Origin of the sequence: Plantibacter sp. Leaf1, assembly GCF_001421315.1 — a bacterium.
GTDB lineage: Bacteria > Actinomycetota > Actinomycetes > Actinomycetales > Microbacteriaceae > Plantibacter.
In genome coordinates, this window is the sequence record NZ_LMJX01000001.1 from 138,421 (window position 1) to 150,329 (window position 11,909).

12 protein-coding genes, 1 tRNA gene and 1 other RNA gene are annotated in these 11,909 nt (G+C 71.6%); 10 read left to right on the forward strand and 4 right to left on the reverse strand.

Going from position 1 to position 11,909, the window contains the following annotated elements:
- Positions 1-516 (forward strand): LPXTG cell wall anchor domain-containing protein (locus ASE44_RS00525; protein ID WP_162235718.1); only part of this gene is annotated, 516 nt, incomplete at its 5' end.
- A 218-nt stretch (positions 517-734) separates the two neighbouring features.
- Here ASE44_RS00525 and ffs read toward each other — a convergent pair.
- An RNA gene (gene ffs / locus ASE44_RS18125) (signal recognition particle sRNA small type) lies at positions 735-831 on the reverse strand.
- A gap of 154 nt (positions 832-985) precedes the next feature.
- On the opposite strand from ffs, the gene ASE44_RS00530 reads away from it, so the two are divergent.
- From ASE44_RS00530 to ASE44_RS00560, 7 genes are all read left to right on the forward strand, one after another.
- A complete protein-coding gene (locus tag ASE44_RS00530; RefSeq protein WP_056776438.1) occupies positions 986-1,636 on the forward strand; it encodes an SDR family oxidoreductase in 651 nt (216 codons plus the stop codon).
- Between the two features lie 298 nt (positions 1,637-1,934).
- Complete coding sequence (locus ASE44_RS18335) at positions 1,935-2,504, forward strand: hypothetical protein (protein ID WP_056776441.1); 570 nt, start codon at positions 1,935-1,937, stop codon at positions 2,502-2,504.
- Complete coding sequence (locus ASE44_RS00540) at positions 2,501-3,544, forward strand: MoxR family ATPase (protein WP_082455680.1); 1,044 nt, start codon at positions 2,501-2,503, stop codon at positions 3,542-3,544. The genes ASE44_RS18335 and ASE44_RS00540 overlap by 4 nt, the downstream gene beginning before the upstream one ends.
- Before the next feature lie 58 nt (positions 3,545-3,602).
- On the forward strand, positions 3,603-4,973 hold the full coding sequence (locus ASE44_RS00545; RefSeq protein ID WP_056776445.1) for a DUF58 domain-containing protein: 1,371 nt from the start codon (positions 3,603-3,605) through the stop codon (positions 4,971-4,973).
- The gene (locus ASE44_RS00550) at positions 4,960-7,437 is read left to right on the forward strand and encodes a DUF3488 and transglutaminase-like domain-containing protein (RefSeq protein WP_056776448.1); all 2,478 of its coding nucleotides are present in this window, start codon (positions 4,960-4,962) and stop codon (positions 7,435-7,437) included. Before ASE44_RS00545 ends, ASE44_RS00550 begins: the two co-directional genes overlap by 14 nt.
- 96 nt (positions 7,438-7,533) lie before the next feature.
- Positions 7,534-7,621: transfer RNA gene (locus tag ASE44_RS00555), tRNA-Ser, on the forward strand.
- 250 nt (positions 7,622-7,871) lie between these two features.
- Entirely contained in the window at positions 7,872-8,315 is a 444-nt protein-coding gene (locus ASE44_RS00560; RefSeq protein ID WP_056776451.1) for a MarR family winged helix-turn-helix transcriptional regulator, read from the forward strand.
- A 58-nt stretch (positions 8,316-8,373) separates the two neighbouring features.
- Here the strand turns inward: ASE44_RS00560 and ASE44_RS19025 are convergent, their stop codons facing one another.
- Positions 8,374-8,505 (reverse strand): hypothetical protein, encoded by a 132-nt coding sequence (locus tag ASE44_RS19025; protein WP_255353607.1) that lies wholly within the window; start codon positions 8,503-8,505, stop codon positions 8,374-8,376.
- Between the two features lie 62 nt (positions 8,506-8,567).
- Between ASE44_RS19025 and ASE44_RS00565 the strand changes: the two genes are divergently transcribed.
- A complete protein-coding gene (locus ASE44_RS00565; protein ID WP_082455566.1) occupies positions 8,568-10,115 on the forward strand; it encodes an MATE family efflux transporter in 1,548 nt (515 codons plus the stop codon).
- Positions 10,116-10,226: 111 nt separating this feature from the next.
- Here the strand turns inward: ASE44_RS00565 and ASE44_RS00570 are convergent, their stop codons facing one another.
- Both ASE44_RS00570 and ASE44_RS00575 read right to left on the reverse strand, forming a co-directional pair.
- A complete protein-coding gene (locus tag ASE44_RS00570; protein WP_056776454.1) occupies positions 10,227-10,718 on the reverse strand; it encodes a GNAT family N-acetyltransferase in 492 nt (163 codons plus the stop codon).
- 45 nt (positions 10,719-10,763) lie between these two features.
- A complete protein-coding gene (locus tag ASE44_RS00575; RefSeq protein WP_056777032.1) occupies positions 10,764-11,129 on the reverse strand; it encodes a hypothetical protein in 366 nt (121 codons plus the stop codon).
- Between the two features lie 56 nt (positions 11,130-11,185).
- On the opposite strand from ASE44_RS00575, the gene ASE44_RS00580 reads away from it, so the two are divergent.
- A complete protein-coding gene (locus tag ASE44_RS00580; RefSeq protein ID WP_056776456.1) occupies positions 11,186-11,902 on the forward strand; it encodes a DeoR/GlpR family DNA-binding transcription regulator in 717 nt (238 codons plus the stop codon).
- Positions 11,903-11,909 lie beyond the last annotated feature (7 nt).

Here is an 11,909-nt window from a genome sequence, read left to right on the forward strand (position 1 = left end):
AACACCGTCCTCGGCGCTCCGAGCATCACCAGCCCGACCGAGGGCCAGACGATCGTCGGCGACCGCGTCACGTTCACGGGAACCGGCGAGCCCGGCGCCTACATCGGTCTCCTGACCGTGCCGACCGCCGCCCTGGACGAGGTCTCCGCGAACGCCCGCGCTGCAGCCGAGCCGGCCGACCCCGCCGACGACATCCTCGTCGACGAGAACGGTCAGTGGAGCGTCACGCTCGCCTTCGCACCGAACGCGTACACGACCGTCGCGATCCAGAGCACCGTCCCCGCCCCCACCGAGGCTGACCAGATCTCGGCTCCGTCCGAGCCCGTGTCCTTCACCCTCGCTGCGGCTCCGGCCGCTGTCGCACCGGGTGCAGCCACGCCGCCGGCAGCCAACGCCGGGAACTCCCTCGCGTCGACCGGTGTCGACGGCACCGCGTTCCTCGGTCTCAGCGCCCTGCTGATGCTCGGTGGAGCCGCACTGCTCGTCGTCCGGAAGCGTCGCGCACAGCTCAGCTGATCTGACGCACTCCCGAGCCCCGGGGTCCTGCCACGTGCGGGGCTCCGGGGCTTTCATGTGCGTCCGCGGTCGACGGCAGACCGGCGCAGGAGCAGGAGATCGGCGCGAGAACAGGAGGAACAGGCCTCGGATGTCCTGCTGCGAGGCGGATGTCCTGCTGCGACGCGGACGGCCTGATCGTGCCGGGCCAGAGACGGGCACCGCATGCACCGAGCGCACGAAAAGACTCCCCGCGCACCCGCCAGAGCCCGGTTACCCTTGCTGCGTTTCCGCCCTGGGGGAGTTGGCCTGGATGGCGCCACGCGGGGAGCCGTCACCCAGTGTACCCGAGCCGCGACCGGGTTGCGTACGCTCCGCCGGAGGCGTTGACTGGCGGATCTGGGGCCACCGGCCGCAGACCCTCGATCGACCGCCGCTCCCACGAACGGGCGGCGCGAGGATCGACACCGCATCGAACGAGAGGACTCACATGACCGACGTCGTCATCGCCGGAGGACACGGACAGATCGCGCTGCACCTGCAGCGGCTGCTCGCCGAAGCAGGCCACACCCCCGCGGGCATCATCCGCAACCCCGAGCAGGTGGGCGAGCTCCAGGGCATCGGCTCCCGCGCCATCGTCCTCGACCTCGAGCACTCCTCGCCGGCCGAACTCGCCGACGAACTCGCCGGGACCGACGTCGTCGTGTTCGCGGCCGGAGCCGGCCCGAACAGCGGCGCCGACCGCAAGCTCTCCCTCGACCGCGACGGAGCCGTGCTCCTCGCCGAGGCAGCCGAACTCGCGAAGGTCCCGCGCTACATCATGGTGTCCGCGATGGGCACCGACGACTTCGACCCGGAGTCGGACGACGTCTTCCAGGTCTACCTGCGGGCGAAGTCCGAGGCGGACGCCGACCTGCGCGGCCGCGACCTCGACTGGACCATCGTCCGCCCCGGTGGCCTGACGGACGACGCGCCGACCGGCACGATCACCGCCGCGACGACCACCGACCGCGGCTCCATCCCGCGCGCCGACGTCGCCGCCGTACTGTTCGCGCTCATCGAGTCCGGTGCGGCCTCCCGCACGCAGTTCGAGGTCATCGGCGGCGAGACCCCGATCCGCGAGGCGCTCTCGGCGCTGTAGGACACGCGCTCCTCGACAGGCTCGGCGAACGGACCCCCGTTCCCGGGCCTGTCGTCGTTTCCGGAGCGCGCGGCCCGGGGCCTGGTGCCTGAGCCGGTCGCAGGGCAACGCAAGCGATGTGCCCGACGGCTCCGAAGATCTCCCTGACCGGTACCGACCCGGTGTGTGCGCGACGTGGTGCACATATGGAGTTCCTGTGGGCGACCCGTCCAGGGGTGTTACCTGTTCGTTATCAGTCCTAGGATCGGGCAGACGGGTTCCGGCCCGGACGATGCACGCAGCGCGACGGAGGCCGACGATGGACCAACGCTACGACCCCGCGTTCCAGCGCGGACACACCGATCAGCGCTCCCGCCCGAACGCCGTCGACTCCGGCCGTCGGAGCCGACTCGCCTCCCTCGAGGAGGTCGCCCCGCAGCTCATCCAGCCGCCGACCGACGGCCGCCCGGTCCGCCCGCCCACCGACGACCGCTTCGACGACGGCCCGCGCGCCCGCGTCGAGCCCTTCCGCCAGGGGGCGCCGGCCGGCGCCGCCCCGGAAGCCGGCCCGTCCGCCGAGGACCTCGCCCGCTGGGCCGACGAGGACGAGGAGGCCCGCGGCGCCGCATCGGCCAAGGCCGCGCAACTGGAACGCGCGCTGTGGGCGGTCGGTGTCGTCCTCGCGGTCGGCGGTGGCCTCGCCATCTGGTTCGCGACGAGCAACGGCTACCGCGGCTGGAACGGCACCGGCGACGGCCCACCGATGGCGTTCCTCATCTTCCAGACCATCCTGGCGATCGGTCCGTGTCTCGTGACCGTCGGACTCGCCACCATCGTCGGGCTGCTGTTCAGGCGTCTGCACGACCACGACCGCAGGAGCCGACCATGACCGAGCAGAGCAGTCTGGGCCGCACCACCAGGGACTCCGTCGCCGAACTGAACCCCGCGTTGACCGCCGTGGAGTTCCAGCTCCTCGCCGAACGGATCCTCGACAACGTCGAACGTGTCATCGACGGCAAACCGTTCGCCGCCCGCATGGCGCTCATCGTGATGCTCGCCGAAGGGCACCTGCTCATCGAGGACGTCCCCGGCGTCGGCAAGACGGTCCTCGCGAAGGCCCTCGCGGCCTCCGTCGGCAGCTCCGTCCGCCGAATCCAGTTCACGCCCGACCTGCTCCCCTCCGACGTGACCGGCGTCTCGATCTTCAACCAGGTGGACCGCGAGTTCGAGTTCAAGCCGGGCGCCGTGTTCGCGAACATCGTCATCGCGGACGAGATCAACCGCTCCTCCCCGAAGACGCAGTCGGCGCTCCTCGAGTCGATGGAGGAGGGCCAGGTCACGGTCGACGGCGAGACCCACGCGCTGCCGTCTCCGTTCACCGTCGTCGCCACGCAGAACCCGCTCGAGATGGAGGGCACCTACGCCCTGCCGGAAGCCCAGCGCGACCGGTTCATGGCGCGCATCTCCATGGGCTATCCCGACCCCGACGCGGAACTCGCGATGCTGCGCCAACGCGACACGGTGAACCCGCTGGACACGATCGGTCCGGTCGCCTCGCGCGGTGACGTCGAACGCCTCATCGCCTGGGCGCGCGGCGTGTTCGTCTCGCCGATCGTGGAGCAGTACTGCGTGTCGCTCGTGCAGGCGACGCGGGTGCACCCGGAGCTCCGCCTCGGGGCGAGCCCCCGTGCCACGCTGCAACTCATCCGCGCCGCGAAGGTCCTGGCAGCGCTCGACGGCCGCGAGTTCGTCCTCCCCGACGACATCGACCAGCTGCTCGCGCCGGTGCTCGCGCATCGCCTCATCCCGACGCGCCGCGCGGTGAGCGCCCACGACCGCTCGGGCGTGCAGGCGGTCGCCGAGGTGCTCGTCGAACTCCTCGAACGGACCCCGGTGCCGCACTCCGGCCGAGCCGAGGCGAGGTCCTGATCGTGTGCCCGCACGGCGATCGCCGGGCCCTGGTGACGCGCCAGGAGGTTCCGGGCCCATGAGGCGTCGGATCCCGCTGACGAGGCGCGCCGTCGGCGTGCTCGTGGCGGCAGGCGTCTGCCTCGTCTTCGCCCGCGGCATCGGTTCGCCGGAGCTGCTCGCCGCCGCCGGACTCCTCATCGCCCTCGTGGCCGCCAGTTTCGGCGCCGTCTACCTGGAACGCCCCTCGCTCCGGGTCGACCGCACGACGCGGCCGGACCTCGTCGCCGTCGGCGGTCGCATCTCGGTCGAGGTCTCCATCGCCGAGACGAGCGCCCTGCCGCACGTGCACACCGAGTGGAAGGACCGCATCCCGTCCGGGCTCGACGGCGACGCGAGCGGCACGCTCCCGAGCACGGGCGTCGCCGGTATCGGCTCCCGCAAGCGGACCGCCGAGTACACGGTGACGGCGCTGCGCCGCGGCCAGCACGAACTCGGTCCACTCGGCCTGGCGGTGAGCGACCCGTTCGGGCTGGTCGTCCGCCGGCGGAATGTCGGTGGAACCCACGCGGTCGTCGTCCTGCCGGAGGTCGTGGTCCTGCCGGAGATCCCCGCGCTGACCGCCAGCCGCGACGGCTCCACCCGCCCTTCGTCCCTGCGCGCGGGTGCCGGCGAGGACGACGTCATCGCCCGCCCCTACCTCCCCGGCGACGCGATCCGACGCCTGCACTGGCGGGCGAGCGCGCATCACGGTGAGCTCATGGTCCGGCAGGAGGAGCAGCGCAACGACCCCGAGGCGACCGTGCTCCTCGACACCGCGGCCGCCCACTGGGCCTGGCCCGACGACGACCCGTCCCACCTGCCGGCGTTCGAGCAGGCCGTCTCCCTCGCCGCGTCGATCACCGCGCACCTCGTCGACGCCGAGTACCGGGTGAACCTCGTCGGCGCCGGGAGCGAAGCCCTCTCCCGCGAGGTCGGCGCCGGCTCGTCGGCGAACGGCCTGCGCTCCAGCCCCGTCGGCGGCATGGGCGACGCACTCGAACGCGGCGGGCAGCACCTCGAGGACGACGACCTCGACGCCGCGCTGCTCGACCTCGCACTCCTGCGGCCGTCGCACGAGCCGACCCGGTTCCTCGACCTCTCCCCCGTCATCTCGGCACGTCGCACGCAGCCCGTCATCGCGATCCTCGGCGACGTGGAGGAGGGCGACCTCGGCGAACTGACGGCGGTCGCACGGCTCTCCCCGCTGCCCATCGCACTGCTCCCGGCCGGCGCGCGACGCCGGACGGTCGAGCTGCTGGAGCTCGCCGGGTGGCGATGCCACGTCGGCGAACGCGGGGCATCCTTCGCGGCGCTGTGGCTCGACAGCAGCGGTCCCGCCAGCGCCGCCGGGGCGTCACGGTCGACCAGCCGCCAAGGTCGTCGCGGGGGTGCGTATGTCCGTCGCTGAGGGACGTCGCGCGGCCGGGAACGCCAACGGGAGACGACCGACCGCCGGCCCCGCCTCACGCGACCGGGCTCGCCCGACCGGAGCCGGGACCAGCGGCGGATCGTGGTCCGGCGTCGACAGCGGTCGACCGGAAGACGCACGAGCGTCCGCGACCAGCGGAGACCTCCGACTCGCCCTCGCCGCGTTCGCCCTCCTCGTGACCGGCGGCCTCGGTTTCGGCCGCGTGCTCGACACGCTCGACTGGTGGGTCGTGGCGAACGTCGTCATCGCGATCGTCCTCGCCAGCGCCGTCCTCCTCCGTCGCACCAGGCTGCCGGCGGTGTTCGTATGGGTCGGCTCCGCGATCACCTGGCTGCTCACCATCACCATCGGCTTCGCGAGCGGCACCGCCATCCTCGGCATCGTGCCGACACCCACCACGGTCACCACCTTCGAACGCCTCCGCGACGCCGGGTTCCAGACCTTCCACGACGGGTCCGCGCCGCTCGACACGGACGCCGGGGTCGTCTTCGTGATGGCCGCCGGCGGTGGCCTCGTCGCCCTCGCCGTCGCCTGGCTCGTCCTCGGCCGACACGCGCCGGTCCTCGCGGGCGTCCTCGTCTTCGCGGTCTACGCCGGCCCCACCGTCGCCGTGTCGTTCCCGCTCGACCCCTGGGTGTTCGCCGCCGTCGCACTCGCCTTCCTCTGGCTGCTCCGCGAGGACGTGCGACGCCGGGAACGGTTGCGAGAGGCCGCCTCGGCCCTTGCGGCCGGCTCCACCCGACGGACGGGATCGACGGCGCTCGCGGGACGCTTCGGCAGTGTCGGCCCCGCGGTCCTCGTCGGCGCGGTCGCCGTGGTCGTCGCCCTGCTCACCCCGGCCGCGCTCCCCGACCTCGCCGTCCGCGACGTGACCGCCGGCGCCCGCGGCAACGGCCCCTTCGCCAACGGCATCAATCCGCTCATCTCCCTCGGCCAGAGCCTGCGTCGCCCGGCGAACACGACCGCGCTCGAGTACACGACCACCGCCGACGACGCGCCCTACCTCAAGGTCACCGACCTCAGCGACTTCACGGGCAACGTCTGGGGTCCCGACAACTCCGGCTACAACGACGGCAACTCGCTCGACGCCTTCCCCGCGCCGGCCGGGCTCAGCGAGGCGATCCCCGTGGAGACCTTCGAGACCACCGTCACGGTGGACTCGCTGTCGAGCCCGTGGCTGCCCCTGCCGTATCCGACGCAGAAGGTCGACGGGCTCCGCGGTGACTGGCGGTTCGAAGCCGCCGGGCTGACGGCGATGGCGGAACGTGGATCCACCCGTGGCCAGACCTACACCGCGACGAGCACCGCGATCCTGCCGACGGCGCAACAGATGCGCGACGTCCCGCCCGTCGCCGACCCGGCGTCCGCGGCCCAGTACCTCGAGCTGCCCGACGAGCTGCCGCAGATCATCCGAGACACCGCCGCAGAGGTCACGGCAACCGCCTCGACCGACTACGACCGGGCGATCGCCCTGCAGCGGTACTTCCGCAGCTCCTTCGAGTACTCCGAATCGGCACCCGTGGAGGAGGGCTTCGACGGCAGCGGCGCAGAGGTCATCGCGACGTTCCTCGAACGCAAGGCCGGGTACTGCATCCACTTCTCCTCCGCGATGGCCGTGATGTCGCGCGTCCTCGGCATCCCGGCGCGCATCGCCATCGGGTATCTGCCCGGCACGACCATCGACAACACGCCGTCGAACCGCGGCACCTACATCGTGACCTCCGACCAGCTGCACGCGTGGCCGGAACTGTACTTCGAGGGCGTCGGTTGGGTGCCGTTCGAACCGACCGCGAGCCGTGGGGTCGTGACGCAGTTCACCGACACGAGCGCTGCGACACCGGGAAGTGGATCGGTGAGTCCCGACAGCCGTCCGGCTCCGACCGCGGCATCGACGCCCACGCCGACGGCTGGGGCCCTCGGCGGATCGACGGCCACCCAGACCGGCGGTGGGCTGCCGGCCATGCTGGTGCCGCTCGCGGTCCTGCTCGGCGTGCTCGTGCTCCTCGCCACCCCCTCGATCGCCCGTGGTGTCCGGCGTGCGGCTGGGCGTCGACGGGCCCACGCCGCCGGGACCTCGGCCGGCTGGGCGTGGACGGAGTTCGTCGACAGCGCCAGGGATCTCGGGTTCCCGGTGACGACGTCGGAGTCGCCGCGTGGCTTCGCGGCGAGACTGCGCGGGCAGTTCCAGGTCGATTCGCCCGCGATCGAGCGGCTCGTCACCGCCGTCGAGCGGGAGAGTTACGCGCGGGCCGCCACCGACCGGGCGTCCGGTGGCGAACCTCCGGCGAGCGCCGACGCCGTCGAGGCCGCGCTCGGCGAGGCGAGAGCTGCCCTGCGCGCCGTGAGCCCGCCGATCGAACGGGTCCTGTCGGTGGTGTTCCCGCGGTCGCTCGTGTCGCACCGGGACCAACGCGTCGACTGGCGACCCCCTGCCGCGAGCTGATCCGTGGTGCCGAGCGGTGCGTGGTTCCGGCAGGTGGCGCGCGGGAGTCCGCGAACCAGGTATGCTGCTATCTGGCCGTTTTTCACAAACAGCCGAGGAGAATTCGCCTAGTGGCCTATGGCGCACGCTTGGAAAGCGTGTTGGGTTAACGCCCTCGGGGGTTCGAATCCCCCATTCTCCGCCAGCATCACCACAAACGCCCGACGCATCCGCGTGGGGCGTTCTGTGTTTCCGTAGCCCGTAGCCCGTTGCCAGCGCGGTGCGCTGACGTGAGCGCGGGTCACACGCGTGAGCGCGGGTCTCCGGAGGGGTGCGCCCGCGGCTCCGACCCGCGCCCAGGCCGAACGGTCACCGTTCGCGTCAGCGCACCGCACTGGCAAGAACAGATCATTCACGGGTTGACGGTTAGAGATCAAAGCGTTAGTGTTCTAACCATGGACGACGAGACACCCGCCTTCACCAGCACCCTGCAGATGGTCCGTTGGATCGGGTGGGCACAGCGCAAGGCCGGCGAGGACTGGATCCGCGCCCGCGAACTCAGTCACGAACAGGCCTTCGTCCTCGGGTACCTCGTCCAGCATCCCGGCTCGATCCAACGCGACATCGCCGAGGTGAGCCGAACGAGCGCCGCGAGCGTTTCGAGCCTCCTGCAGGGGCTCGAACGCCGAGACCTCGTCGAACGCCGCGCGGAGGACGGGAACGCGCGCACCAAGCGCGTCTTCGCCACCCAGCTCGGCGCCGACCTCATCGACGGGTTCGAAACCGCGATGGCCGACGCCGACGACAGCATCCTCACCCCGCTGGACCAGAGCGAACGCGACACCCTGCACGCTCTGCTCACGAAGCTCACGGCGAACCTGCCGCAGCCGACCCGCTGACCATCGCTCGGTTGACCCGAGCTCCCTGACCACGCGCCGAGACCACTCGCCACGCGCGTCACCCACCGCCGACGGCGACCGCGACCGCGACCGCCATCACGCTCGCCATCGCCATGACGGCGCTGTCCGTCGCGCCCGGACGCCCGCTGAGCTCGTCCGCCCAGCCCGCGACCGTTCCCCTCTTCCCCATTCACCCCTCGCCGCGCCGGCGCTCATCGTCGCGCCCGGAACCTGCCCGAAACGGAGCCTTCCATGCACCCCGAACACCACACCGATCACGAAGCCGACCCGTCCATCCCCGGCGACGCCGCTGCTTCATCGACCGCCGCCGCTCCCTCGACCGCCGCCACTCCCCCGACCGCCGCCACTCCCTCGACCGCCACCACGACCGCCGCCGACACGGTCGGCAGCAACCGCTGGTACCTCTCGACCGCCCCGATCATCCGAGCACTGGTCCACCTGTGCGTCCCGATGGCGGCCGCGCTCGTCGTCAGCGCCGTCTACAACCTCATCAACGCCGGCGTCGTCGGCTCGCTCCACGACACCACGCTGCTCGCCGCGATCACGCTCGGAGCGCCGATCCTCGGATTGATCATGGCCATCGGCGACCTGTTCGGCGTCGGCGGCGGCGCGCTCATCTCGAGGCTCCTCGGCGCCTCGGAACGCGACCCCGCGCAAGCCGGTGACATCAAACGCGCCGCCACCTTCGCCGTCTGGGGAGCCTTCCTCACCGGTGCCGTCCTGGGCGGGATCGGCCTCGTCTTCCTCGGCCCCCTCGTGTCGCTGCTCGGGGCGGATGCGGTCACCGCCCCGGCGACCTCCGCGTTCATCGGCGTCATGCTCGCATTCGTCCCCGTCATGGCGACCGCGTTCTGCCTGGAACAGCTCGTCCGAGCCGAGGGTGCCGCCCGTCAGGTGATGATCGCGCTCATCGCCTCCGCCGTCGCCAACCTCGTCCTCGACCTCGTCTTCATCCTCGGGCTCGGCTGGGGTGTGGCCGGGGCGGCGCTCGCGATGGGCCTTGCCAACCTCGGTGTCGTCGTCTACTTCGTCGCTTGGTTGCAGCGCAACAGCGAGCACGTCAGCCTGGCGCCGCGCTGGTTCACGCTGTCGCCGACGATCCTCAAGCCGGTCCTCAGTGTCGGCGTCAGCACGCTCCTGCAGTCCGGCTTCCTCATCGTCACCGCGCTCGTCCTGAACACGCTGGCCGCCGGCTACGGAGACGCACCGCTCGCCGCCATGGGGGTCGCGGTCCGGATCGCCCAGGTACCGGAGTTCCTCGTCATGGGGGTGACGTTCGGCGTGCTCCCCCTCCTCGCCTACGCGTTCGGCAAGGGTGACGGTGCGCGCCTCCGCTCGGCCCTTCGAGCCTCGGCCCTCACGGTCGGTGGGATCTCGGTGCTCTTCGCCGGTGTCGTCTTCGTCCTGCGCGAGCCGATCGTCTCCGCGTTCATCGCCGATCCGGCCGTCCTCGGGCTCGGCGTCACGATCCTCGTCGCGCAGCTCACCGCGATGATCGCCAACGGCTTCACCGGGCTCATCACCTCGCTCTTCCAGGCGACCGGGCGGGCGCTCGCCGCGACGGTCATGGCCGTCACCCAGGGGGTGTTGTTCGTCCCCATCGTGCTGCTCGGCAACCTCTGGTTCGGACTCGGGGGCATCGTCTGGTCGCTGACCGTGACGGAGGTCATCGTCTTCCTGGTGGGCGTGCTCCTCTGGCTGGGCTCGCGGGCGGCCATCGGCCGCGGGCTCGCCGCCGGCTCCCCGGAGCGAGCCGACACCCAACTCACCGACGCCTGACGGACTGCCAGCGCGGTGCGCTGACGTGAGCGCGGGTCACCCGCGTGAGCGCGGGTCTCCAGAGGGCCGCGCCCAAGCGTGCGACCCGCGCTCACGCCGATCGCACCGATCTCACGCGTCGAGGACCATCCGCATCACCGCGTTCTCGATGAGCACCCCACGACGCTCGACCCGCTGCTCACGGACTACGACGAAGTCATGACGCTCGAACACCGGCTGCGCCGTCCGACTCGCCTGCACGGTCACCTCCCGGAGTCCCACCGCCCGGGCTTCGTCGAGCACCTGACGGATGAGCGCGGAACCGACGCCGCGTCGTCCGGCGTCCGGATCGACGAACAGCATGTCGAGGTAACCGGTCTCGACGTCCAGGTCGGTGAATCCGACCACCGAGTCGTCGATGACAGCGACCCACGTCGTCACCGCGGCACGTCGGGCGGCCCAGTCGTCGAGTACCACAGCCAGCGGGTCGTCCGGCACCCATGCGGTGCGTTGTTCGGCCGTGTAGTGGGCGGCAGCGGTCACCCGCACCGCGCGTTCGAAGATTGCTCTGGTCGCTCGGGCATCGGTGTCGCGGTACGGGCGGATCAGGAGGTCGTCGAGCACGCCGGTCAGCCTAGCCGGACCGCCGCGACTCGGCGGGCGGCGGCGTCAGCCCTCGATCGCCGGGATCTCCGCGAGGTCGGCGTACACGGGGATCCCGCGCTCGCGGGCGATCGCGACGTCGGTGTCGGCACCGGAGGACTCACCCGGCAGCCGGAGCACCGCGTCGCAGTGCTGGAGCAGGCGCCTCGCCGTCTCGTACATGACGTCGCCGTCGCCGGCGGTGTCTCCGGCGTCAATCCCTCGGAGGATCGGCAGGGCGACCCATTCGCCGATCATCGGCACGTGGCCGAGGGCGTAGATGGGGGCCGCCGCGGCTTCGAGTCGTTCGAGGTTGCGGGCGATGGCGGCGGGGTCGCCACCGGTTCCGGAACGGTAGGGGCCGGCGATGAGGATCAGGAGTGGTGTGTTCATGCCCAGCACTGTAGCGTTAAGCACGCACAAACGTGCAACATCGTGAAGGAGTACGCATGCTGAGCGCACAACGTCGAACGCACCTCCTGGACCTCCTCGAGCGCGACGGCCGGATCGTCGCTAAGGAGGCCGCAGCCGCACTCGGGGTGTCGGAGGACTCGATCCGCCGGGACCTCCGCGACCTGGCCGACGCCGGCCAGTGCATCCGCGTCTACGGCGGAGCGCTGCCGGTGCCCGCGGCCGACCGCCCCTTCGCGGAACGCCTCTCCCTGGAGACGGACAGCAAGGAGCGCGTCGCCCGCGTCGCCGCCGCACGCATCCTCCCGGGCAGCACCGTCATCATCGACGCCGGCACCACGGCCCTCGCCCTCGCCCGCCTGCTCCCCGACGACCCGACCCTCACCGTCATCACGCCGAGCCCCGCGGTCGCGCTCGCCGTCGCCGAGCATTCGCCGGCACGCGTGATCATGGTCGGCGGCGAACTGGGGCGGCACTCGATGGTCACCAACGGAGCCCTTGCCACCGAGGCGATCCGACGGCTGAGTGCCGACGCGTGCTTCCTCGGCGTCACCGGGGTGCACCCGGAACACGGCCTCACCACCGGGGAACTCGACGACGCCGCCACGAAACGCGCCCTCGCCGAGCGCAGCACCGAGGTCTACGTGCTCGCTAGCGAGGAGAAGATCGGCGCCGTCTCCCGATACCCGGTGCTCGACCTCGACGAGGTCACCGAGGTCATCGTCGACCCGGAGGGCACGACCACGACCCCGTGAGGTGGCG